This window comes from Halorubellus litoreus (genome assembly GCF_055378595.1).
In genome coordinates this window covers 59,182-81,219 of the sequence record NZ_AP043834.1, presented here as the reverse complement: position 1 = coordinate 81,219, position 22,038 = coordinate 59,182, and the positions used below count along the sequence as shown (strand labels likewise).

The window sequence follows — 22,038 nt, the reverse complement described above, 5'->3', positions numbered from 1 at the left end:
TGTAGAAAGAACAAGTGGCATGACTCGCGAGCCCGCCTGCTGGCATCGCGACCGAGCGACGACCCCGAGAATCGGGGTTCTGCCCGGATGAACGACGATTCTCGTCCGAGCACCGACCGTCGTCGAACTCTACGTCGTCGACCAGTCCCCGGGCCGTTCGGAAAGGTCTATGCGAGCGCCGACCCAGGCGACAGGCATGGACGAACGCGACATCGCGGAGCTCATCGAGGCCGGTATCCCCGAAGCGAACGCAACCGTGACGCGACCGCGCGGCCCGGACGACGACGACCACTTCGCCGCAACCGTCGTCTCCCCCGCGTTCGAGGGCGAGACCGTGGTCGCCCAGCACGAGATGGTGTACGACGCACTCGGTGAACACATGACGACGGACATCCACGCTATCGAACTGACCACGCGCACACCCGACCAGGTCGAGGACTGACGAGCGTCGAACGCGACCAGTGCCACCGTCGAAGCTACTTGCGTCGATTCCAGCGACGCAAGCCATATGCCTCCGGCAGCCCCAGGGTCGGGTATGCCATTCGACCCCGAGACGGACCTGGCGCCCGAGGACGTGCAAGCGACCGTCGACGACGCCATCGCGGACAACGACGTGGTGCTGTTCATGAAGGGCAACGAGCTGATGCCCCAGTGCGGGTACTCGAAGAAGGCGCTCGCGCTCATCCAGCGGCATCGGGACGAGTACGAGACCGTGGACGTCCTGCCGGCGCTCGACGAGTTCCGCGAGGCACTCGAGTCCCACAGTGGCTGGGAGACGATCCCGCAGACGTTCGTCGACGGCGAGTTCGTCGGCGGGAGCGACGTCCTGGAGCAACTCGAGGACGACGGTGACCTCGCGGCGACGCTCGACGCGTAACGCCAGCCAGTCTCTTCTACCGGTCGCGTCGTCCGACGGTCGCCAGCGCGAGCGCCGTCACTGCTGTGGGTCGAGGACGAAGAGCGTGCCGCCGTGGGCGGCTCCCGGCGCGTCCACTCGCTCGACGTTCACGACGTAGTCGGTTCCCGTCAGCGGGTCGTCGAGGACCAGGCCTTCGGCGGCTTCCGGGTTGCGGTCGTAGCGGTCCTGGAGCGAGGACTGTTCCTCGAACGCGTCCTCGACGTCGCTTCCGGGCGCCTGGTCGGCGTCGACGCCGAGGACGGCGGCTGCCGGGACGTTCAGGGCGACGAGCGTGTCCGTGTCGTCGACGAGGAACGCCGGGTCCTCGCGCTCGCCGAGGCCGACCTCGGCGGCGAGCGGGCTGTCGTCGACGAGCGAGTACCGGTACGCGCCGACGACGATGGCGACCGCGCTCACCGCGAACATGATCGGCGTGAGGTCGAGCGCGAGGATGCCGGCGGCGCTCAGCGCGAGGTACGCCGCGTTCCCGACGGTCGGGAAGACGACGGCGACGAGCATCGAGACGACCTGTCCGCGGTGGGCGGTCGACGCACCGAACAGGCCTTTGAGAACGAGGGCGGCGCCGACGAACAGGATGAGGTACGCGAACGCGGCGTGCGCGAAGAACCCGACGCCCCACGCGCCGAACTCGATTATCTCGGAGCCAGTGCCGGTCGCGCCCGTCCGTTCGACGGACGTCCAGATGAGGTCGGTGCGGACCCAGACGAGTGCGTTCACGACGAGCCCTTCGAGGAAGAGGACGGCGAGGAGCGGAGTGCGGATCCAGTGGTCGCGGCCGGTGTATTCGAGCGCGAACAGGAACCAGCCGATGGGGACGAACGCGATACCGATGTACGTGAGTTTCGACGCGATGAGCGCCACCTCGAAGCTGAACGAGACGGTGTACACGAACGTGACGACGAGCCACACGAGCGAGCCGCCCAGCAGGAGCAGGAGTGGTCGGCCGCCCGGGCGACTCGCCCGGTCGAGGACGACGTAGAGTGCACCCATCGTCGCGAGTATCGCGACGACGAGCGTGGCCTGGTAGGCGAGCGTCGGGATGAGCATGGACGTTCATGCTGTTTACTCGCTCAAAACCACTGTGGCCGAATCGGACGCTCATTCAAGTACGGGGCGTCGGCCGACGGTCGACGGATGGGTCGACCGGACGCGTCTTCCGAGCCCTATTCGTCGACGGCGACGAGCTGCTTCCCGATGTTGTCCCCCTCGAAGAGGCCGAGGAACGCGTCGGGTGCGTTCTCGAGGCCCTCCGTGACGGTCTCGCGGTACTGGATGGTGCCGTCGCCGACCCACTCGGCGAGCTGGCGCGTGGCTTGCTCGAAGCGCGCCTGGAAGTCGTTCACGAGGAAGCCCTCGACCTGCGCGCGGGATTCGATGAGCGCGGGGAGTTTCCGGGGGCCGGTCGGTATCTCGGTGGCGTTGTAGAGCGATATCTGGCCGCAGACGGCGACGCGCGCGTCGACGTTCAGTCGCTGGAAGACGGCGTCCGTGATGGGGCCGCCGACGTTGTCGAAGTACGCGTCGACGCCGCCGGGTGCGGCGTCGTCGAGCGCGGCGCGGTAGTCGTCGGTCTCCTTGTAGTTGATCGCGGCGTCGAACCCGAGGTCGTCCTCGAGGAACGCGACCTTCTCGTCGCTGCCGGCGAATCCGACGACGCGGGCACCGGCTTCCTTCGCTATCTGGCCGGCGACGCTCCCGACGGCGCCTGCGGCGCCGGTGACGACGAACGTGTCCCCGGGTTTGACGTTCGCGACCTCGCGCGTCCCGAAGTACGCGGTGCGACCGGGCATCCCGAGGACGCCGAGCGCGGTGGAGACGGGGCCGAGGTCGGGATCGACCTGTGTCAGCGCGCTGGCGTTCGCGACCGTGTAGTCAGCCCATTCGAGGTTCCCGACGACGACGTCCCCCTCCTCGAACCCGGTTCCGTTCTCCGCGGCGACGTCGCCGACGACGCCGCCCTGGAGGGGGTCGCCGACGTCCCACGCTTCCGCGTAGGATTCCCCGGCGTTCATGCGGTCGCGCATGTAGGGGTCGACGGAGAGGTAGCGCGTCTCGACGACGACCTCGCCGGGCCCTGGCTCGGGGACGTCGGTCTCGACGAGCTCGAACGTGTCGCGGTCGGGGACGCCTGTCGGTCGCTTCGCGAGTACGAACTGGCGGTTGGTGTCTGTCACGGCTGTCGCTCGGGGCTGGTGTCGTAATGCGATTGGGGTCGCGGAAGGTCGTCGAGGGACCCCGTGGTCGTCAGCAGGTGACAGTACTCACTCGTCTCGCGGCAGGTCGAACGTGCCGGTGCGGTCTGCGGCGATCGTCGACGCGTCGCGCGTGTCGTCGACGAGGTACGGGAGAACGTCCTCGTCGTCGACGTCGTCCTCGTCGTAGAACTCGACGTCCTCGTCGTCGCGGAGTGCATCGACGTCCGCCTTCAGCACGCGGAGTTCGGCTTCGCGCGCGTCCCGCAGGCCCTTCTTCTCGCGGCCTCGTTTGGTATCTGCCATTACGATAGCGCATACGGGTCGTGTCTTGATAACTATTGCCACTCCATTGGTGAGCGTTCGGCGCGTCCGATTCGCGCTCGGCGTCACGTCCGGAGCCACTGTGCAGCGTCGACGGTCCGCGAAGCGTCACGGAACGGGGGGCGGGTTCCGACGAGAGGTGGTTTCTTGAGGTCGGGGGGCGACGGTCCCCGTAACGATGGGCGACGACGGGACGGCGACGCCACTGGAGGACGCGATGGCGGCGCGCGTTCGACGACTGGAAGCCGGGAACTACCGCCGGAACAACGAGCTCGTGCTCGACGCGTTCGTCGCGTTCCAGCGAGCGCGCGGCGTGGAGACGCTCGAATCGGTCTCGGCGACGGACTGTCGCCGGTACGCACAGCACCTCGCGGACCGCGTGCGCGACGACGACCTGGCGGCGAGCAGCGCGAACACGTACTACGACGTCGTCCGCGCGTTCCTCGGGTGGTGCGTTCGCGACGGCCGCATCCCGGAGAACCCCGCCGACACGCTCCGGGCGACGGAGGACCTCCCGACCGACTCCGGGGACGCGGACCGCCAGTACTGGTGGCCGGAGGAGCGCGAGGCGATGTTCGCGGCGCTGGACGCGACCGTCGACGAAGCGAACGACGCCGCGGGAGATGCCGCCGGGACCGACGGTGCGAGGCGCGCGACGTGGGACCAGTTGAAGGCCCACCGCGACCGAGCGTTGTTCTACACGCTCGGGCTCTCCGGTGCACGCGGCGCGGAGGTCCTCCGCGACCCCGACGACGAACGCCGGAACGGCATCACGTGGGGTGACGTGGACTTCGACGCCGGCGTCGTCCGCGTGTTCGGGAAGACCCGCGAACACCAGACGATGCAGGTGATGACGCCGGCACTGGAGCGCCTGGAACGCTTCCGTGCGCTGCTCGCCCCCTCGAGTCCGGACTGGCCGGTGTTCGTCTCGCTGCATCGACCGTCGCTATACGCGACCCTCCGCGAGGAACTCGGCGAGCGCGGCTGGCGCGAGGAGCGCATCGAGGAGCGTCTCGACGCCGACGGCCCGCTCGCGCTCGCGCGCGACGAGGACGTGACGCCACGCGCAATCTCCCTCCAGGGCGCGCGGTCGATGATGCAGCGTCGCTGCGAGACCGCGGACGTCCACGTCGACGGCGAGTACCTCAAACCCCACGGCGGGCGACGCGGCCTCGGCCACCAACTGTACTCGGAGAAGGCCGAACTCGCCCAGGAGGTCCTCCGCCACGAGAGCGTGACGACCACGCACGAGAGCTACCGCGAAGTGCAAGCCGAACAGCTCCGGGAGGACGCCGAAGCCGTCCTCTACGGGGCCGGAACTGCTAGCCAGTCCGACACGGGAACTGACAGTCGTTCCGGCGAGGGAACTGACAGCCGGACCGACACGGGAACTGACAGCCGGACTGACACGGGAACTGACAGCCGGACCGACGACTGACCGATGGTGGACTTCGCCGCTACCGCCGTCGTCTTCGTCGTTTCGCTCGCCGTCCTCCTCTACGCGTCGGCCGTCTTCACGAGCACCATCGAACGCATCGGGCTGGCGCTCGGCGTGTCGCCGTTCGTCGTCGGCGCGACCGTGGTCTCCGCGGGGACGACCCTCCCCGAACTCGCGTCGTCGACGTTCGGCGTCCTCGCTGGCGAATCCGCGATCGTGGTCGGGAACGTCGTCGGGTCGAACGTCGCGAACATCTTCCTCGTCCTCGGGCTCGCCGCCGCACTCGGTGGCGGCATCACGATCGACCGAGAACTCGTGCGGGTCGACCTCCCGCTCCTCGTCGCCTCGGCCGCGTTCGTCCTGTTCACGACGTGGGACGGGACGTTCGCGTGGTACGAAGGCGCGCTCGCGCTCGCCGGCCTCGTCGTCTACGTGACGTACACGCTTCAGGAACCCCGCCGGCTCGAGGAGACCGTCGAGGACGTCCTCGAGGGACAGGTCGGCGCGCCCGTGGACGTCGACCCGACCGCCGACCCCACCGAACCGGATTCCGCGACCGCTGTCGCCGCCGACGTCTCGATCAGCGCACGAACCGTCCTCACGTCGGTCGCGGCGCTCGCGCTCGTGATCGCGAGCGCGAACTTCCTCGTGCAAGCCGTCCTCGACCTCGCCGCGTCCACTGGCGTCGCGACCGAGGTCGTCGCCATCACCGCGATCGCGATCGGGACGTCCCTCCCCGAGATCGCGGTCGGTGCGGCCGCAGTCCGCCAGGACACGCCGGGGCTCGCCGTCGGGAACGTCCTCGGCGCGAACGTCTTCAACGCGTTCTGGGTGATGGGCGTCCCGAGCTTCCTCGGCCCGCTGTCGGTCTCGACGAGTCTGCGCGCGTACGCGCTCCCCGCGATGCTCGTAGCGACGCTCCTCTACTTCTTCATCACCCAGGATCGCGTCATCACGCGCTACGACGGGTTCGCGCTCCTCCTCCTGTACGCCGTGTTCGTCGTGAATCTCTTCTCGTTCACGTGACCACGGCCGGGAGTCCTCGCTCGACGAGGCACGGCACTATCCGTCGCTGTTCCTCGGTATCCGTCACTAACCGGCTAGTTTATGTTTCTTAGCGACAATCGAACGAGAATGCAACCCCGGTGTCGTTCGCGAACGCCCTCGCCCTCGCGGCGACTGATCGTCCTCTGTCTCGCCGTCTGGTTCGGCGTCCTCGGCGCGTACCTGGGCGGCGCACTCCCGTTGTCCGTGCCGGAGCTGAGCTCGTTCACGGTCGCGTCGACCGTCGTCTTCTCGGGGCTCGCCGTCGCGTACGAGCTCGGATACTGACGTCCACGCCACCGACGTCCCGATGTCAGCAATCGACCGCACCGACGTCCCGATGTCAGCAATCGACCGCACCGACGTTCCGGTGTCACCGGTCGACCGCACCGACGACGTTCCCCCGGAACGAACGGATGACGCCGATCACGCGCCGAGCAAGATGTTGAGTGCGGCGACGACGACGCCTGCCAGTCCCATGCGGGCGCCGGCGACGACCCACGATTGCTCGGAGAGCGACCCGAGGTACGCGCCGAACGTGAACAGGAGCGAGACGCCGAGCGCGACCGCGAGCGCGGTCGCGGCGACAGGGGTGAACGTCTCGTCGGGAGCCAGGAACGGGAGGAGTGGGACGAACACGCCCACTATCGGGCCGATACCGCTCATCGTCGCACTCACCGCTCGCGCCGTCCGGTTCCGGCGGGCGATGGCGGTGTCGTCGAGGTCTCGAAGCATCGCCGCCTCCACGCGCAACCGGTCGGCTCTGGTCTCCGCGCGCTCTATCTCCCAGACGCTCCACACGCCGGACGTGCCGAGACCGACGGCGCCCCCTGCACCGATCGCGAACACGGTCGCGCCGTCGGTGATACCGGAGAGGTACGCGCCGACGACGACGCCGACGCTCGTCAACGTCCCGTCGAACCCGTTCGAGACGAAGTACCGGCGGGAGAGCGCTCGGACGCCCTCGTCGGCGAGCACGGCCCGCAGGCGCTTTCTGCGTGACATCCGACTATCGGGGGTCCTGTGGCGTCTCGCTCTGCTCGACGAATTCGTCGCCCATCACGACCTCGTCGATCGAGTGCACGGTCCCGCCGAGGTCGTCGATGGCGGCTTCGACCGCGTCGTCCGCGATCGCCTGCCCTTCGACGGTGAATTTGACGTTCTGGACCTCGCGGTCGGTCTCGACGAGAACGGCGTTGACGCCCGCGACCCCTTCGCAGCGCGCGGCCGCGGCGGCGAACTCGCGGATGTCCGGGTCGTGGGGCTTGAGGACGTCGAGAACCAGCCGTTTCAGTTCGACCATGACGGCGGTACGACCACGGCCCGTTTCAAGCTATGGCTTGGGTCGGCATCCATTCTGGGGGAGTCGGTCACGCGTCGGGCGCGGTGGTCGTTGCTCGTCAGCGCGCGGCGACCGTGCGGGCGAGCGCCGCGGTCAATAGTGCGACCGTCGGGACGAGGAAGAACCAGCCGATGCTGAACACGCCGATGACGGTCACGATACCGCAGAGGACGGTCGCCGCCCACGTCACACCGATTCGTCCGGTCCACGCGCTCGTGGCGCCGACGCCGACGAGGGCGAGGAGTGCGACCGACCAGAAGAACAGCACGGGTGCGTTCCCGCCGGCTCCGAACAGGTAGTCGATGCCGGCCGTGCAACCCTGCGAGACCGTCGTCGTCCCGGCGCTGGTCGAGGTCCTGGACGTCCAACAGCTGACCGGGCCGAACGCGCCGAGCATGTAGAGCGCGCCACCGACGCCTGCGACAGCGGCGACGCCGGCGCTCGCTCTCGCCAGTCGGGCGAGCGACCCGCGCTTCGAGTCGCTTCCCTCGCCGTCGTCGTGCCGCGTCGAGCGGTCTGCCTGCGCGTCGTGGTTGGAGGGAGCCGTCATACCTCGACGGACGACCGGGCGGGAGTTTACGATATCGTCCGTCGCTCGCGACAGCGACTGTCGTGGGTGTGCCTCCGTCGGTCAGGGTCGCACGCGTTCGCCGCGGTCGCGGTGGCGTTCGTAGCGGTCGGTCGCCCAGGCGCGCACGCGGTCGTCGGTCGAGTCGACGCAGGCGGCGAGCTGGCCGTCGTCGCCGTACGCGCAGAGGAGGACGCGGTCGTCGGCGAGCGTCACGCCGACGTCCACGTCGATGGGCGTCCTGTAGAGGTCGAGGACGCCGAGGCCGAGGACGGCACGGAACTCGATGGGGTTCTCGTTGCGCGCTCGCTCGACGGTCCCGGTCGGGAGGACCAGTTCGGTGTGCACGCCTTCGGTCGCGAGTCGGGCGTGCGCGTCGTGATAGAGTCGACTGAGGACGGGCGAGAGCATTCGAACGCGGTCGGTGTCGAGCGCGCGGACGCGGTCGACGTAGAACCCGACTGGCGCCTGGGGGTCCTCTCGCGTGGCGGTTCGGACGGTCGCGTCGTCGAGCCACGCGGGGTCCAGGTCGGCCGCGTCAGTCGGAAGGGCCGCGTACACCGACTCGAGTCGTTCGATATTGTCGAGTTCGGAGAGGTAGTTGGCGTGCGTTCGAGCGACGACCGTGCCCGTGGTGGTGAGGTGGTACGCGCCGTCGTGCTTCTCCACCCAGCCGCGGTCGTCGAACGCGGCGAGGTGCCGCTGGACTGTTCGACGGGAGGCGTCGACGGTGTCGGCGAGCGCGGCGGGTGCAGCGGGGGCGTCTCTGAGCGCCGCGAGCACGCGCCAGCGCTCCGGTGCTCCGGCGAGGAACGTCGCGTCGTCGAGGGCGGTCACGGTCTCGGTGGTTTCGCGCCCAGCATCATGGCGCTTTCGTCGACAGGTCGCTGACCGTCCCAAGCCGGGTTCGTATAAATAAATCGAACAGAGTTGTCTGAGAGAATGGACGAATCGCCCGAATTAAAAATAGTGGCATTCGGTCCTCTAAGCGGCGAAAACAAGCGGACGGGTTTTAGCATATACAACCTTCGGCCGTCTACCTATCGTTTGGCCGTAAGGAATTAAGTAGTGTGTGGCAACAGTTCACTATGGTTGGGGAAGCAGATAGCAAGCGGAAACTCTCCGCGCTCTTCGGCGTCCTCGTCATGGTGCTGTCCGTGACGAGCGGGTCCGTCGGCGCGGAGACGCTCTCGGGTGGGACCGCACAAGCGGGGAACGTCGGCACGTCACCAGGCGTCCTCGTCAACGACGCAACGATCTACAACGGGACCGACTCCACAGTCGAAGTCGCGTACGACGTCGGCGGTCACGACCCCTCGAACCTGGAAGTCATCCTCCTGGACGGGTCAGACTCCCAGATAGACTCCAACGCGTCGCTCTCGGGAAGCAGCGGCGTGGTTGAGCTGACCATCCCCGCTGGCGAGAACGCCGACTTCACTGCCGACGCGTTCCTCTTCAACACGTCATCCGGGCAGATGGTCAAGAACACCTTCGACAGCGCGTCGATAACCGTCACCGACACGAAGTACGCGCCGTGGGTGAACCAGGCGGACACGAGCCACGACCCGACGACGGACACGACGCTCTCCGTCACCTACAACGCGACCGGAAAAGTGACTGCTGCTGGCGACGTCGCGGTCGTCCTCAAAGACAGCACGGGCACGACCGTCGCCGCGAACGCGTCGCTCGACGCGACCGAAGGCGTCGCCGAGGTCACCATCCCCGGCGGCACGTTCAACGCCGACGAGTCGATGACGGTCCTGCTCAACGACACGAACAAGGGTATGACCCTCGCGTTCGACCAGTTCGGCCTCACGGCAGCCAGTTCTGACACGGCGGCGCCGAGCATCTCGAACGTCACGTTCCAGAACGCGAGCGGGTACATGTACGTCACGTTCGACTCGAACGAGACGCTCGGTTCGAACGCGGCCGACGTCCTCGTCGAGGTGACGGGTCCGAACGGCACCACGTACGCGTTCGACCGCACGCAGTTCACCACGTCCGGCACTGGACCGTACACGTACGAGATCTCTGTGGGCCAGCAGTTCACGGACGGCTCTGGGACGTACACCACTGAGGTACGCGACGCCGTAGATGCCGCCGGGAACAACGGTGGGACGAACGGCGGCGGAAGTGGCCTCACTGCCACGGTGACCGCGAGCGGGAACGGCGGTGGCGGCGGTGGCGGCGGTGGTGGCTCGGACACGGCTGCGCCGAACGTCACGAGCGTCGACGTCTCGAAGAACTTCGACGGGAACCTCAGCGTGACGTTCCTCTCGAACGAATCCCTCGGCTCGAACGCTGGCGACCTCTCGGTGACGGTCGACGGCCCGCAGACGACGGCCGTCTACACGTTCGACCGGTCGCAGTTCAACGAGCGTTCGACGTTCTCGGGCTACGAGTACACCCTGAGCGCCGACCAGAGCTTCTCGGACGGCGACGGGTACTACAACGCGACGGTCGACGTCGCGAAGGACGCCGCCGGGAACGACGCCGGTGGCACGTACCTGAACGACTCGTTCCTGTTCATCGACCCGATGGTGAACAGTTCCTCGGTCAGCATCGTCTCCGGACCCGGCGACGAGGGGAAGATCGGCCTGAACGCGTTCTACGCGAGCGGCCTCCTCCAGATCCAGGTGAAGAACGACAGTCACGGCTACGAGCTGGAGGACGCTGGACTGACGAAGGACACGGAACTCCAGATGACTGTCGAGGTGAAGAGCAAGAAGCCGCGGGCGCTCATCGGGAACGGCCGGAGCGTCAACTGGACGCGCACGCAGAACGAGGACGGGAACTGGACGATAACCATCACGGGGACGCCCTCGGAGACGGACTACTACTTCCCGTACCCGGAGGAGTGGACTGGTAACCTGCGGGCGACGACGCACCGGAACGTCTCGATGACGTTCGCGTCGGACACGCTCTCGACGTTCCCCGCGGAACGACGCGACAGCTTGAGCGGTATCGTCTTCATGACGGACGCGCAGTCGTTCGCGCCGCCGAAGTACAACGACTCCGGCGCGAACCCGAAGATCGAGTTCGACGTGAGCGCCCCGCACTTCAACGAGAGCGGCCAGCTGAACTACGGGTTCGCGGAGGTGTACCTCCCGCAGTCGCTCCTCGATTACTGGGGTGTCACCGGGAGCGCCATCGAGGGACAGTACAACGGGCAGTCGCGGTCGACGACGCTCACGAACGTTCCGGGCGGCGGCGTGCAGGCGTCCGTGGACGTCCACTACTCGAGCGGAACGGCCGCGTTCACGGTCGATTCGACGGCGCCGGCGGCGGAGGCCGGGAGCGACGTGACCGCCGAAGCGGGCAGCAGCGTCGACTTCGATGGGACGAGTTCGACCGACAACAAGGAGATCGATACGTACGAGTGGGACTTCGACGGTGACGGGCAGACGGACGCGACCGGTGCGACGCCGTCGACGACGTTCCTGTCGACGGGCACGCACACGGTCGAGCTGACGGTGACGGACACCGCCGGGAACACGGCGACGGACACGTTGACGGTGACGGTGGAGGACACGACGGCGCCGACGGCGAACGTCGGGTCGGACCGGACGGTCGAAGCGGGGGATGCCGTGAACTTCGACGCGAGCGGGTCGACGGACGTCGTCGGTGTGACGTCCTACGAGTGGGACTTCGACGGTGACGGGCAGACGGACGCGACCGGTGCGACGCCGTCGAAGACGTGGACGTCGACGGGGTCGAAGACGGCGACGGTCACGGTCGCTGACGCCGCCGGGAACGAGGCGACCGCGTCGGTGACGGTGACGGTGGCGGACACGACGGCGCCGACGGCGAGCGTCGGGTCGGACCGCTCCATCACGGTCGGTGACTCGGTGACGTTCGACGCGACCGGGTCGATGGACGTCGTCGGTGTGACGTCCTACGAGTGGGACTTCGACGGCGACGGGCAGACGGACGCGACGGGCGCGACCCCCACGCGTACGTTCGACAGCACGGGGACGTTCACGGTCACGTTCACGGCGTCGGACGCCGCCGGGAACACCGATACCGCGACGCTCTCCGTCGACGTCAGCGGCGACGGCGACTCGGGTGGGTCGGACGGGTCGGACGGGTCGGATGGTTCCCAGACGACGACGGAACCGACGACGACCGAGCCGACGACGACGGAGTCGACGACGACGGAGTCGACGACGACGACGGCGGAACCGTCGACGCCGACGGAGACGAGCGTGCCCGAGACCGAGGACGGCTCGACGACGGCCGCGCCCACCGACGCGTCGGACGACGACGGGTCGACGACCGCGAGCGGCGGTGACGGCGCGACGACGGCGTCGGGTGAGGACGGTGCGGCGTCCACGCGAGAGCAGGTCGACACCGCGAGCGAGTCCGCGGCCGGGTCGGGTGGCTCGCCCGGGTTCGGTGTCGTCGTGGCGTTCGTCGCGCTGATGGGGGCGGCGCTCCTCGCGCGACACCGGCGGACGAACTGAGCGACGCGGGAACGACCGTGCTCGAGTCGACGCGGGAACGACCGTGGCGCGATGGGTCAGGCGGTCGCGGTGTCGTTCTGCTCCATCGCTTTGCCGATGACGTACGGCGTGACCACTGCGTCGAGGACGGCTATCCCGTACAGGAGGTACCGGATGGGGGGCTCGAAGAAGAGCGTGCCGACGACGGCGACGATGATCGCGCCACCGACACCCACTCCGTACCGGAACAGCTCGGGGGCCAGGGAATCGCTCATACCGGGCGACTTCTGGCTGATGGTTGATAAATCAACTTGGTTTCGCTTCGCTCCCGGTGGAAACCTCACTGGACGGCGTCGGTGAGTGCGTCGAGCAGGTGCATCGCGCCGGCTTTGTCCAGTGGGTCGTTCGCGTTCCCGCAGTGCGGGCTCTGCACGCACGCCGGGCAGCCGTCCTCGCACGAGCACGCGTCGAGCATGTCGAGCGTGCGCGCCGAGAGCGCGTGGACGTCGTCGTACGCGGTCTTCGACAGGCCGACGCCGCCGGGGTGGCCGTCGTAGACGAACACCGTCGGCGCGCCCGTGTGCGGGTGGAGGGGCGTCGACAACCCGCCGATGTCGCGACGGTCGCAGAGCACGGTGGTCGGGAACATCGATATCTGGGCGTGCTCGGCGGCGTGGATGGCGCCCGGGAAGTCGAACTCCTGGGTGATCGTCGTCTGGACGTCGCTCGGGACCGTGTAGTAGAGCGCGCGCGTCTCGAGGGTCGTCTCGGGGAGGTCGAGCGGAACTTCGCCGAGTGTCTCGCCGGACTGGGCGTCCTTGCGCTCGTAGCCCGTGATCTGCTTCCGCATCCGAACGCGGGCGAACCGACAGGGGACGTCCTCGCGCGCGAACGGCGCGGTCTCGTCGAGGTCCTCGTGGACCTCGATGGTCTTCTCGTGGAGCGTTCGCGTGTAGTAGTCCGCCCACGTCGGGCTGCAGACCGCGACGTCCCGGTCGAGGTCGAGGTCGCGGACCTCGTACTTCTCGCCCTGGTGGTAGTAGACTGCGCCCTCGTGGGCGTCCCGCAAGGCGTCCGCGAACGAGAGCGTCGCGAACACGTCGTTGCTTCGCTCGTCGACGAGGTCGACCTCGCGGTCGTCGACGGTCCTGAGGCTCGTCTCGTGCTGGGGGCTCCCCCCTCCCGAGTAGGTCCAGCGCGTCCCGCGGTCGGTGTCGCGGCGTTCGAGCGTCCCGTCGCGAACGAGGCCGCTGACGATACCGTCGAGCGGCTCGCCGAAGTATCCGCGGTCGCGCTCGGAGAGCCAGTTCTCCTGTGCGGCGCTCGCGACGTGCGCGGGCAGCAACTGGTCGTTCTCCGGGTTCGAGACCGCGCGCTCTGGCGGTGCGTCGAACAGACTCGCGGGGTCACCCATCACGTACTGGTCGAGCTGGTCCTCGCCGGCGACGAGACAGACGAGCGCCGGGTCCTCGCCGCGTCCGGCGCGGCCCGCGCGCTGGAACGTCGACATGCGCGTTCCGGGGTAGCCGTCGAGTATCACGGCGTCCAGGCCGCCGACGTCGACGCCGAGTTCGAGCGCGCTCGTCGACCACACGCCGACGAGGTCGCCGTCGTGCAGGCGCGATTCGATGTCCTCGCGCTTCCCGTCGCGCAGGGCGGCCTGGTACGCGGCGACGTGCTCTCCCTTGTCGGTCTCGCCGCGCTTCCGGAGTTCGGTCGCGCACTCCTGGGCGTACCGTTCGGCGATCTGCCTCGAACCCGTGAAGACGACCGTCTGGAGGTCGCGCTGCACGAGGTCGCAGAACAGGTTCTTGGCTTCCACGTGCGGCGACCGCCTGCGGCCGCCGTCGTCGCCCCAGCCGTCGTCCGCGTCGTACTCGGGCGGGTTCCAGAGCAGCCAGCGTCGCGGCCCGGTCGCGCTCTCGTCCTCGTCGACGAGAGCGAACCCGGATTCGTCGCGCCCGACAACGGTCGCGGCGTGCTCGACGGGGTTCCCGATGGTCGCGGAACAGCAGACGAACTCGGGGTCGGCGTCGAACCGGTCGCAGAGCCGCTGGAGGCGACGCATCACGAGCGCGACGTGACTCCCGAACACGCCGCGGTACGCGTGCACCTCGTCTATCACGACGGTCTCCAGGCGCTCGAAGAACCACTGCCAGAGCCGATGGGCGTGCGGGAGGATGCCGTAGTGGAGCATGTCCGGCGTCGTCGCGAGCACCGTCGGTTGGCGGTCCCGGACCGCGCGCTTCTCGGTCTGCGAGAGCTGCCCGGTGTACTGCGCGACGTTCACGCCGCTCCCGAAGGGCAGGCCGGCCGCGAGGTCGCTCATCGTCTCGGTCTGGTCGTTGATGAGCGCGACCTGCGGCGCGACGTACAGCGTCGTCGCGCGGTCGTCCAGCGCGCGCTCGAACGCCGGGATCGTGTACGCGAGGCTCTTCCCGCTCGCCGTCGGCGTCGCGAGCACGACGTCGTCACCGCGGCGGACCGCCTCCACGGCGCGCGCCTGATGCCCGTAGACGTCCTCGATGCCCGCACCGAGGAGGGCGCTCGCGACGCGCGGGTCGACGTCGACGTCCGCGAACGTCGCCTCTCGACCGGGCGTCGTCCGCTCGTACACCACCTGCCCGTCGTAGTACGGTCGCGACCGGAGCCACTCCACGACCGAATCCATCGGCGCTGTCACTACCCCAGCCTTGGCGTCCGTCGGTGAAAACCACTCGGTGCCGACGCGTGCAGCGACGGCGCGGAACCGAGCGGGACCCCATCGTTCTAAGATGCCTGCCGTGGTAGGAGCGGACATGTCTTGGCTCGATGACAGACGACATCGGCTCGGTCTCGTCTTCCTCGTCGTCTCCATCGTCTCCCTGTACGTCCTCTGGCAGATCGTGTGGACGGTGTTCTTCGCGCTGACGTTCGTGTACGTCCTCCAGCCCTGGCGCGGCCAACTCGTCGACCGCGGCCTCCGGCCGCGACTCGCTGCCGCCGTCCTCACGGTCGTCGCGTTCTTCGGCGTCCTCGGGCTGTTCGTTCCGGTCCTGCTCGTCATCTACCAGCGACGCAAACCCATCCTGGACTTCTTCCGGAACGCGCCCGAGGTCATGGAACTCGCGTTCGGCGGATTCACGTACACGGTCGAACTCCAGTCGCTCGTCCCGGTCGTCCGCGAAACGCTCTCCTCGGTCGCCGTCGGCGTCGCCAGTGCCGCGCCCGTGCTCGCGATGAAGGTGTTCCTGTTCGTGTTCCTCGTGTACGCGCTCCTCTACAAGCCCGGTGGCGTGCGGTCGCTGGTCTTCCGGACCGTCGACGGCGAGGTCCAGGAGGAACTCCTCGCGTACCACGACCGCGTCCGCGAGACGCTCTACGGCCTGTACTTCGTGCAGGCGGCGACGGGCGTCCTGACCTTCCTCATCGCGCTCCCCGTGTTCGCCATCGCGGGGTACGGCGCGTTCTTCTCGCTCGCGGTCATCGCCGGCATCTTCCAGTTCGTCCCCGTGCTCGGGCCGTCCGTCGTTATCGTCGCGCTCGCGGGCGTGGAGGCCGCTGGCGGGAACGTCCCGCAGGCGGTGCTCGTTCTCGTCCTCGGATTGACGCTCGTCGCGTTCCTCCCGGACGCCGTCCTCCGGCCGCGCCTCGCGAAGTACAGCGCGGGAATGCCGGCGAGCCTGTACTTCGTCGGGTTCGTCGGCGGCGTGTTCACGGTCGGCCCCATCGGCATCATCGCCGGGCCGCTCGCGCTCAGTCTCCTCGTCGAGACCTTCGAACTCGTCGCCGACGGCGTCGAGGAACGCTCGCCCCTCCAGCTCGAAGCGGGTGACCCAGCGCCGGACGATGACACCAACCCAGGAACCACCGACGACACCGACACGAACGAACCACAGCTCGGCGACGACGCCGACCCCGTCAGTGACGGCGGCACCGACGAAGAAGTCGACACGGACGAGACGGCATCTGGGTCGTGAGGCCTGGAGAGGACACACAAATTCCGGGCAGTGTGCTCGAACGGTTCTCGCCCGGTAACCTGCCTGCCTGCGCCGCACTTTTCGTCAGTAGCGAAATCGTGCAGCTGGTGGAACTCACCATCCACCCCCACCCGATGCGCACACGAATGACACCAGAAGTGGTTATTCGTCGGCTCCCATGATCGATGCCCGTTCGGGCAACACTACCGCCACCGGTCCAACTCGTCGTCAATGTTGACCTCAATTCCCATCTGCGAACAGGGCTTCGAGGGGGTACTTAAAGAGCTATTTTCTTACCCGGAGTGAAAGTGAAAGGTGTAACCCAGACGGTGGCCTATTTCGCTGCATCACGGTCATGTTTTGAGTCACCGAATAGTTATGACAGTCGCGAACAAAGCGTGAGTCATAAGACTCCTCCGCCAGAGGACCAGAGGTACATACAATGACTCGATCGGTGAAAATGGCCGCGAGGACTCTACCAGAGCTGTTGGATATTGCGTCCGAGAGAGTCTATTCAGATAATCGGAACAATTTCCGAGCGATTTGTCTTACCTCAGATCTTTCTTTAGAAGACCTAGCGGATTTGTTCGGACGTTCCTTCGAGGTCTCGGAGCAAGGGGAATTCTACAGGCTCCATCAATCCTACACACGCTACAGGAAAGAGTTTGAGGTCTATTTTTATTTGTACATGGAGGAGGAAACCGAGACGCCGATTTTATTCACTCTAAACTCTTCCGAGGACTTTAGGCGGACAGCAAAACCCGCTATTGTGTCTACTGAAGGAGTCTACCATCTTTGGATTCCTCCTGAGAAAATTGACACTATCATGGAAGATATTCTCAGTGTTGACGGGAGTCGGCTTACAAAATTTATTGCTGAAAAGCTGAGCAGTGAACGGCGTTTCCAGAAGGAACGGAGACCGGAGTTTGAACGACGTCAAGAGTACAAAGGTGAAGACGCCGCTCAGACGCTTGACGAAGCACGGATGGAATACGGGGTGACGCCAAAGAAATTACAGTTTGAAATTCCCTCGCTCGCCGATTTTGGATTCGGAGAAGAAGGCGAGTTCGTTATGAAAGGTGGTGACGCTAGCTACTTCTTCAACGACATTGTCAAGGAATTTGCCTTGAAGCGGGTAAAACGTATGAACGAGCAGATTCAGTCGACGAAGCTGGATCTAGTCAAGGAGGACGAACTCGAGAGGATTGATAAGCAATCACTTGAAATTCAGTTGTCTAATGCGTTGGAGTATGAGGATCGAGAAGACTTCATAAGCGAACTTGAAGATGGGCAGTTCTACCCATACGAAATCAACACCGAGAGGGGGAGTCTACTATTGACTGGAAGACTAATTGATGAACAAAACGGTGGGATGTTGTCCCTCACTACGGATGGGAAGAAGCTGACAATCCTTCCGAAACATAATTCGAGGTTTGACTCCATCCTACGGTTCTATCGTTTTCTCGTTGAGAACGTTGATCCAAGCGCCTCAGTCCAAGAACTCGCCAACTAATGACTGAAAATCTTAAGAAGCGGAGAAACCGTCTACCTGAGGAAGCTGTTGAAGAGTTGGATAGTTCACTCGAAACGAAAAGATCTGAACTAAAACGAGAGTTAAAAGAAGAGTATCTGGATAAGATTTCCAACATAATATCCGAAGATCGAGAAGAAACAGATGATTTTAACGTGGTTATTTCGGCATTCCAAGACCGGGAGGATATTGATTATTCCTTTATCAGAACGGAGCCTCTGTTCCATCAAAAAGAGAACAATTTAGACATTCTAATCGCCTCTGAAGATTCAGAGGTTCTTGTTTTTGTAGAGTGTGAGCGGCGACTTACTACCCATCTTGAAAAGAAACTTAAAAATTATCAAGAGAAAAAAGAAGTCATTGAGCAGAATCTCCCTGATGATCTTGACGTAGCATCTTATCTTGAGCGAATGGTTGGTTGGGAAGCCTCAGAGATGGACTTCGTGATGTCGTCAAGACAGCTTCCAGAATATAAAATTCAGCAGAAGGTAGAGGAACTCGGAATTAACCTCATCGGGTGGAGTTTAGCAACTCATGGATCGGACTGTATGATCTATCATCAAATGTTCAAGCATGAGAAGACTGCCCCATTTAATGGTCACTCGGATGATCAACTTTCAAGATACATTTCCAATACGCTTCAAAGCGGTGTGGAATATCAGGAGTATGTGGACTTCACTTATTCATCCAGCAGCATTCTGAAAATTCAGGATATGATTCTAACCTTGGTTAACCGGCACCATCGCCAAGGCAATGATGTCTTCAATTATTCTGACTGGAAGAGTCTGTTTAAAATGGAGCTTTCCAATTACCTGCCGGAAGAACGTAAGACACTGTACCTGAGCTTCTTGGACCGGGCGATTGATTACAATTTAATTTCGAGGGAAGAGAATAGCGGCGATCGCCTTTCGGACGGCCACCGGGCGATCTTCAAAGCACATAAGAATCAAAAAAAGTTAATCAATGAAATCCGCGAAAAGATGGCTGAAACAGAATTGCAAGATGATCTGCAGTCTCGTCTAGAGGAATATGAATCTCAGAAGCTAACTCAATTGGAACGCGAATATGCGACCGGTGGGACTACTCTATCTGACTTCGTTGAGGAAGACTCTGAGTCAGATTCCAGTTAACTGAACCCAATCATTAGCGTCAAGTTGAGATATTTGGGTAAACAGCTCGAAATTTCTTAGCTCAGCTCCAATGTTAGAACCCCCAATTTCGTATCCGCCCTCCCCGGTTTGACCTCATATAAACACGATAGAGAGTTGTTAACTGCTTCTCGTGTTCACGAATGAAGCCTAGGGAGCTACGAGATCGCGTGTTCAGTAACTGCTGACGCTCTTCAACCGATTGACGTAAAATGGGTTACGTGTTTCTCGCTATCTCGAGCGTGGTTCCGGTGTTCGTGTTCGTGGAACCGTATCGACCGGCGTTCACTGCGCGAACCGGTCGCGCTGGCTGAGGCCGGTGAGTTCCAGCAGGGAGGCGAAGTCCTCGCGTTCGACGATGCCGACGACGTCGGTGCCGTCGGTGACGAACGCATATTCGACCTTGTCCATCTCGCGGAGGGCGTCGAACGCGGGCGTGGTGAGGTCGACGGTGGGGAGGTCGGTGGTGGCGACGTCGCCGACGAGCGTCCCCGTGTCGCGACCGTGCTCGCGGAGGGCGTCGAGGCCGACGAGGCCGATGACGCGGCCGCCCCGGTCGCGGACGACGTGGTGGTCGACGCGGTCGTCGAGGACGCGCTGCGCGAACGCGTCGAGCGTGACGTCGGCGTCGACGGTCGGGCGGTCGCGGTCGACGACGTCCTTGACGAGGAACCCGTCGAGCATCCCTTCGAGCGCGACGACGCGGCTCTCGCCGTTCGCGGCGCTGTACACGAACAGCGCGAGCAGGAGGAGCATCGGTGCGCCACCGAAGAGCCCGACGAGTGCGAAGAGGATCGCGAACATGACGCCGACGCGCGCCGCGATTCGCGTCGCGTCCACGTACGGACGAGACCGTGCGAGGAACGCGCGGAGGACGCGCCCGCCGTCCATCGGGAACGCCGGCAGGAGGTTGAACACGGTGAGCGTGACGTTCGTGATTGCGAGGAATCCGAGGACGAACACGACGCTCGGCGCGGACGCTGGCACGACGAACAGCGCTGCGTAGCACGCGATGCCCGTGACGACGCTCGCCGCGGGGCCGGCGAGCGCGATGACGAGTTCTCGTCCCGGTTCCTTCGGGAGGCGTTCGAGGCTCGCGAGCCCGCCGAGGATCCAGAGCGTGATGGCGCTCGTCTCGATGCCGTACCGGCGCGCGGCCGCGGCGTGCCCGAGTTCGTGGACCGTGACGCTCGCGAACAACCCGATGGCGGCGAGCGCCCCGAGCACGAACCCGTTGTTGCCGGCTTGCAGCGTCTCGACGTCCAGCGGTACGCCTGAGACGACCTCGACGAGACCCGCGTAGAGCTCTATCTGTCCAGTTCCGCCGATGATCCACGCGAGCACGGGGAGGAACACCACGAGGGAGATGTTCACCTTGATCGGGATCCCCCAGACGGTGGCCACCCGGTAGTTGTACATAGCTGCCCGGATGGCCGCCACGGGTATAAAAAGCCGCCCCGACGGTGCGCCTCCGGAGCGGCGAGCGGGCGCACGAATCGCCCCTAGGTCCTTGTGTCACCACGTCGACTGGCCGGTATGGACGCGCGCGCCCTGTTCGACCTGCTCGCGGACGGCGACACCCTCACGGTCGTCTGCCACAACAACCCGGACCCGGACTGTCTCGCGAGCGCACTCGCGCTCGGCCGCATCGCCGTCGCGGCCGGCATCGACGAGTACGACATCTACTACAGCGGCGAGATAAGCCACCAGCAGAACCGCGCGTTCGTGAACTTGCTCGACATCGACCTGTCGCGGTTCGACGAGGCGGCGGTCCGCGACCGCGAGCCCGGTGACCTGCTCGCGTTCGTCGACCACTCGAAGCCGGGCGCGAACAACGAGGTCCCCGAAGACGTCTCCGTCGACGTCGTCCTCGACCATCATCCGGCCGACGACGTCCAGGCGCGGTTCGTCGACCACCGCGAGGACGTCGGCGCGACCGCCACCATCCTCACAGGGTACGTGCGCGAGCTCGACGTCGAGGTGGACGAGACCCTCGCCACCGCGCTCCTGTTCGCGATCCGCCGGGAGACCCTCGGGTTCCTGCGTGGCGTCACCGTCGCGGAGTACGACGCCGCCGGCTACCTCCACGACCGCATCGACGAGGACCTCCTGCATCGCCTCTCCGTGCCCTCGATCAGTAGTGCGACCGTCGACGCTATCGCCGACGCGATAGCGAACCGGAGCGTCCGCGGGTCGCTGCTCGTCTCGCACGTCGGGCGGACGAGCGAGCGCGACGCGCTCCCGCAGGCCGCGGACTACCTCGTGACGCTCGAAGGCGTCGACACCGCCATCGTGTTCGGGATCGTCGACGACGACATCCACCTCAGCGCGCGTACCACGGACGCTCGCGTGAACGTCGGCGAGGTGCTCGCGGCCGCGTTCGCGGACGTCGGGAGCGCGGGCGGACACAGCGAGATGGCCGGTGGCGAGATACCGCTCGGTATCTTCGCTGACTACGGCGACGACGGCCCGCCGCTCGTCGACATCGTCGAGCGCGTCGTCACCGCACGGCTGTACGAGGCGTTGAACGTCGACGAGGAAGACGAACGGTGAACCGAAAGGATGGCTCCCCGGGTCGACGACCGACGGAGCGCCGGATGCACTGGGGCTACTTCGGGTCGATGACGACGTGGCCGTCCCGGCCGAGGCGAACGCTGGCGTTCGCGTACTCGAACTCGATGGTGACCGGGGCGACGTGAGCGCTGGTGAGGATGGATTCGAGTCCGTCGACGTCGACTGCGTTCTGCAAGGGTTCGAGGTCCAGTGCATCACAGCACATGACGTTCGCGACCGCCTCCACGACGACGATGCCGGGACCTGGGACCGAATGCCAGTCACACTCCATGTGGTACCGGCCGTCGTCGGGGTCGAACGTTGGTGTCACGTCGTACTGGGTCATTAGAGGATACCTGAGAGTCGTGTTACCGTCCTATACGGTCTGCACTGATATATCTATATCCGTAGTCCTGCGGGAACGCGAGTGGTCGTTCGATATCCGGTTCTGCCGGGGACGGCTGTGGTCGCTCGTCATCTCGCGTCGTGACCGCCGTTGGAGTGGCCTGTATCGATCCACTCCCCGTCGTCGCGACCTGACGGGGTCACGAACTGGCGCAGTCGTCTTCACGAACTGC

Annotated in this window: 21 protein-coding genes; 10 read left to right on the top strand and 11 right to left on the bottom strand. The window is 65.2% G+C overall.

Annotated features, from left to right (window positions below; translation table 11 throughout):
• Positions 1-196 precede the first annotated feature (196 nt).
• Both ACZ48X_RS00385 and ACZ48X_RS00380 read left to right on the top strand, forming a co-directional pair.
• On the top strand, positions 197-442 hold the full coding sequence (locus tag ACZ48X_RS00385; protein WP_336351552.1) for a BolA family protein: 246 nt from the start codon (positions 197-199) through the stop codon (positions 440-442).
• 93 nt (positions 443-535) lie between these two features.
• On the top strand, positions 536-877 hold the full coding sequence (locus ACZ48X_RS00380; protein ID WP_336351553.1) for a glutaredoxin family protein: 342 nt from the start codon (positions 536-538) through the stop codon (positions 875-877).
• A 57-nt stretch (positions 878-934) separates the two neighbouring features.
• On the opposite strand, the gene ACZ48X_RS00375 is transcribed toward ACZ48X_RS00380, so the two are convergent.
• The 3 genes from ACZ48X_RS00375 to ACZ48X_RS00365 all read right to left on the bottom strand — a co-directional run bounded on the left by ACZ48X_RS00375 (position 935) and on the right by ACZ48X_RS00365 (position 3,417).
• A complete protein-coding gene (locus ACZ48X_RS00375) occupies positions 935-1,966 on the bottom strand; it encodes a histidine kinase N-terminal 7TM domain-containing protein (RefSeq protein WP_336351554.1) in 1,032 nt (343 codons plus the stop codon).
• A 116-nt stretch (positions 1,967-2,082) separates the two neighbouring features.
• Complete coding sequence (locus ACZ48X_RS00370) at positions 2,083-3,093, bottom strand: NADP-dependent oxidoreductase (RefSeq protein ID WP_336351555.1); 1,011 nt, start codon at positions 3,091-3,093, stop codon at positions 2,083-2,085.
• 87 nt (positions 3,094-3,180) lie between these two features.
• A complete protein-coding gene (locus ACZ48X_RS00365) occupies positions 3,181-3,417 on the bottom strand; it encodes a hypothetical protein (RefSeq protein ID WP_336351556.1) in 237 nt (78 codons plus the stop codon).
• 196 nt (positions 3,418-3,613) lie between these two features.
• Between ACZ48X_RS00365 and ACZ48X_RS00360 the strand changes: the two genes are divergently transcribed.
• From ACZ48X_RS00360 to ACZ48X_RS00350, 3 genes are all read left to right on the top strand, one after another.
• Entirely contained in the window at positions 3,614-4,873 is a 1,260-nt protein-coding gene (locus tag ACZ48X_RS00360; protein ID WP_336351557.1) for a tyrosine-type recombinase/integrase, read from the top strand.
• A 3-nt stretch (positions 4,874-4,876) separates the two neighbouring features.
• Positions 4,877-5,899 carry a calcium/sodium antiporter gene (locus ACZ48X_RS00355; protein WP_336351558.1) on the top strand — a complete coding sequence of 341 codons (1,023 nt, stop codon included), beginning with the start codon at positions 4,877-4,879 and terminating at the stop codon, positions 5,897-5,899.
• A gap of 108 nt (positions 5,900-6,007) precedes the next feature.
• Positions 6,008-6,205, top strand: a complete 198-nt coding sequence (locus tag ACZ48X_RS00350) for a hypothetical protein (RefSeq protein WP_336351559.1) — start codon at positions 6,008-6,010, stop codon at positions 6,203-6,205.
• Between the two features lie 138 nt (positions 6,206-6,343).
• Here ACZ48X_RS00350 and ACZ48X_RS00345 read toward each other — a convergent pair whose 3' ends face one another.
• The 4 genes from ACZ48X_RS00345 to ACZ48X_RS00330 form a co-directional block, all read right to left on the bottom strand.
• Positions 6,344-6,922, bottom strand: a complete 579-nt coding sequence (locus tag ACZ48X_RS00345) for a VIT1/CCC1 transporter family protein (RefSeq protein WP_336351560.1) — start codon at positions 6,920-6,922, stop codon at positions 6,344-6,346.
• A gap of 4 nt (positions 6,923-6,926) precedes the next feature.
• Positions 6,927-7,220 (bottom strand): DUF211 domain-containing protein, encoded by a 294-nt coding sequence (locus tag ACZ48X_RS00340; RefSeq protein WP_336351561.1) that lies wholly within the window; start codon positions 7,218-7,220, stop codon positions 6,927-6,929.
• 97 nt (positions 7,221-7,317) lie between these two features.
• A complete protein-coding gene (locus ACZ48X_RS00335; protein ID WP_336351562.1) occupies positions 7,318-7,809 on the bottom strand; it encodes a hypothetical protein in 492 nt (163 codons plus the stop codon).
• A gap of 81 nt (positions 7,810-7,890) precedes the next feature.
• Positions 7,891-8,664, bottom strand: coding sequence for a helix-turn-helix transcriptional regulator (locus ACZ48X_RS00330; RefSeq protein WP_336351563.1), 774 nt, complete (start codon positions 8,662-8,664; stop codon positions 7,891-7,893).
• Positions 8,665-8,915: 251 nt separating this feature from the next.
• Between ACZ48X_RS00330 and ACZ48X_RS00325 the strand changes: the two genes are divergently transcribed.
• On the top strand, positions 8,916-12,290 hold the full coding sequence (locus ACZ48X_RS00325) for a PKD domain-containing protein (protein WP_336351564.1): 3,375 nt from the start codon (positions 8,916-8,918) through the stop codon (positions 12,288-12,290).
• Between the two features lie 56 nt (positions 12,291-12,346).
• Here the strand turns inward: ACZ48X_RS00325 and ACZ48X_RS00320 are convergent, their stop codons facing one another.
• Together ACZ48X_RS00320 and ACZ48X_RS00315 are read right to left on the bottom strand one after the other, a co-directional pair.
• Positions 12,347-12,544, bottom strand: a complete 198-nt coding sequence (locus ACZ48X_RS00320; RefSeq protein WP_336351565.1) for a hypothetical protein — start codon at positions 12,542-12,544, stop codon at positions 12,347-12,349.
• A 65-nt stretch (positions 12,545-12,609) separates the two neighbouring features.
• Complete coding sequence (locus ACZ48X_RS00315; RefSeq protein WP_336351665.1) at positions 12,610-14,940, bottom strand: DEAD/DEAH box helicase; 2,331 nt, start codon at positions 14,938-14,940, stop codon at positions 12,610-12,612.
• A gap of 127 nt (positions 14,941-15,067) precedes the next feature.
• Between ACZ48X_RS00315 and ACZ48X_RS00310 the strand changes: the two genes are divergently transcribed.
• The 3 genes from ACZ48X_RS00310 (at position 15,068) to ACZ48X_RS00300 (ending at position 18,889) form a co-directional block, all read left to right on the top strand.
• Entirely contained in the window at positions 15,068-16,228 is a 1,161-nt protein-coding gene (locus ACZ48X_RS00310) for an AI-2E family transporter (protein WP_336351566.1), read from the top strand.
• Positions 16,229-16,916: 688 nt separating this feature from the next.
• Entirely contained in the window at positions 16,917-17,741 is an 825-nt protein-coding gene (locus ACZ48X_RS00305; RefSeq protein WP_336351567.1) for a hypothetical protein, read from the top strand.
• Positions 17,741-18,889 (top strand): hypothetical protein, encoded by a 1,149-nt coding sequence (locus ACZ48X_RS00300; protein ID WP_336351568.1) that lies wholly within the window; start codon positions 17,741-17,743, stop codon positions 18,887-18,889. The genes ACZ48X_RS00305 and ACZ48X_RS00300 overlap by 1 nt, the downstream gene beginning before the upstream one ends.
• A 303-nt stretch (positions 18,890-19,192) precedes the next feature.
• Here ACZ48X_RS00300 and ACZ48X_RS00295 read toward each other — a convergent pair whose 3' ends face one another.
• Positions 19,193-20,326, bottom strand: coding sequence for a site-2 protease family protein (locus tag ACZ48X_RS00295; protein WP_336351569.1), 1,134 nt, complete (start codon positions 20,324-20,326; stop codon positions 19,193-19,195).
• Between the two features lie 117 nt (positions 20,327-20,443).
• Here ACZ48X_RS00295 and ACZ48X_RS00290 point away from each other — a divergent pair, with 117 nt between their 5' ends.
• The gene (locus ACZ48X_RS00290) at positions 20,444-21,460 is read left to right on the top strand and encodes a DHH family phosphoesterase (protein ID WP_336351570.1); all 1,017 of its coding nucleotides are present in this window, start codon (positions 20,444-20,446) and stop codon (positions 21,458-21,460) included.
• A 55-nt stretch (positions 21,461-21,515) separates the two neighbouring features.
• Here the strand turns inward: ACZ48X_RS00290 and ACZ48X_RS00285 are convergent, their stop codons facing one another.
• On the bottom strand, positions 21,516-21,806 hold the full coding sequence (locus ACZ48X_RS00285; RefSeq protein WP_336351571.1) for a HalOD1 output domain-containing protein: 291 nt from the start codon (positions 21,804-21,806) through the stop codon (positions 21,516-21,518).
• Between the last annotated feature and the right edge of the window lie 232 nt (positions 21,807-22,038).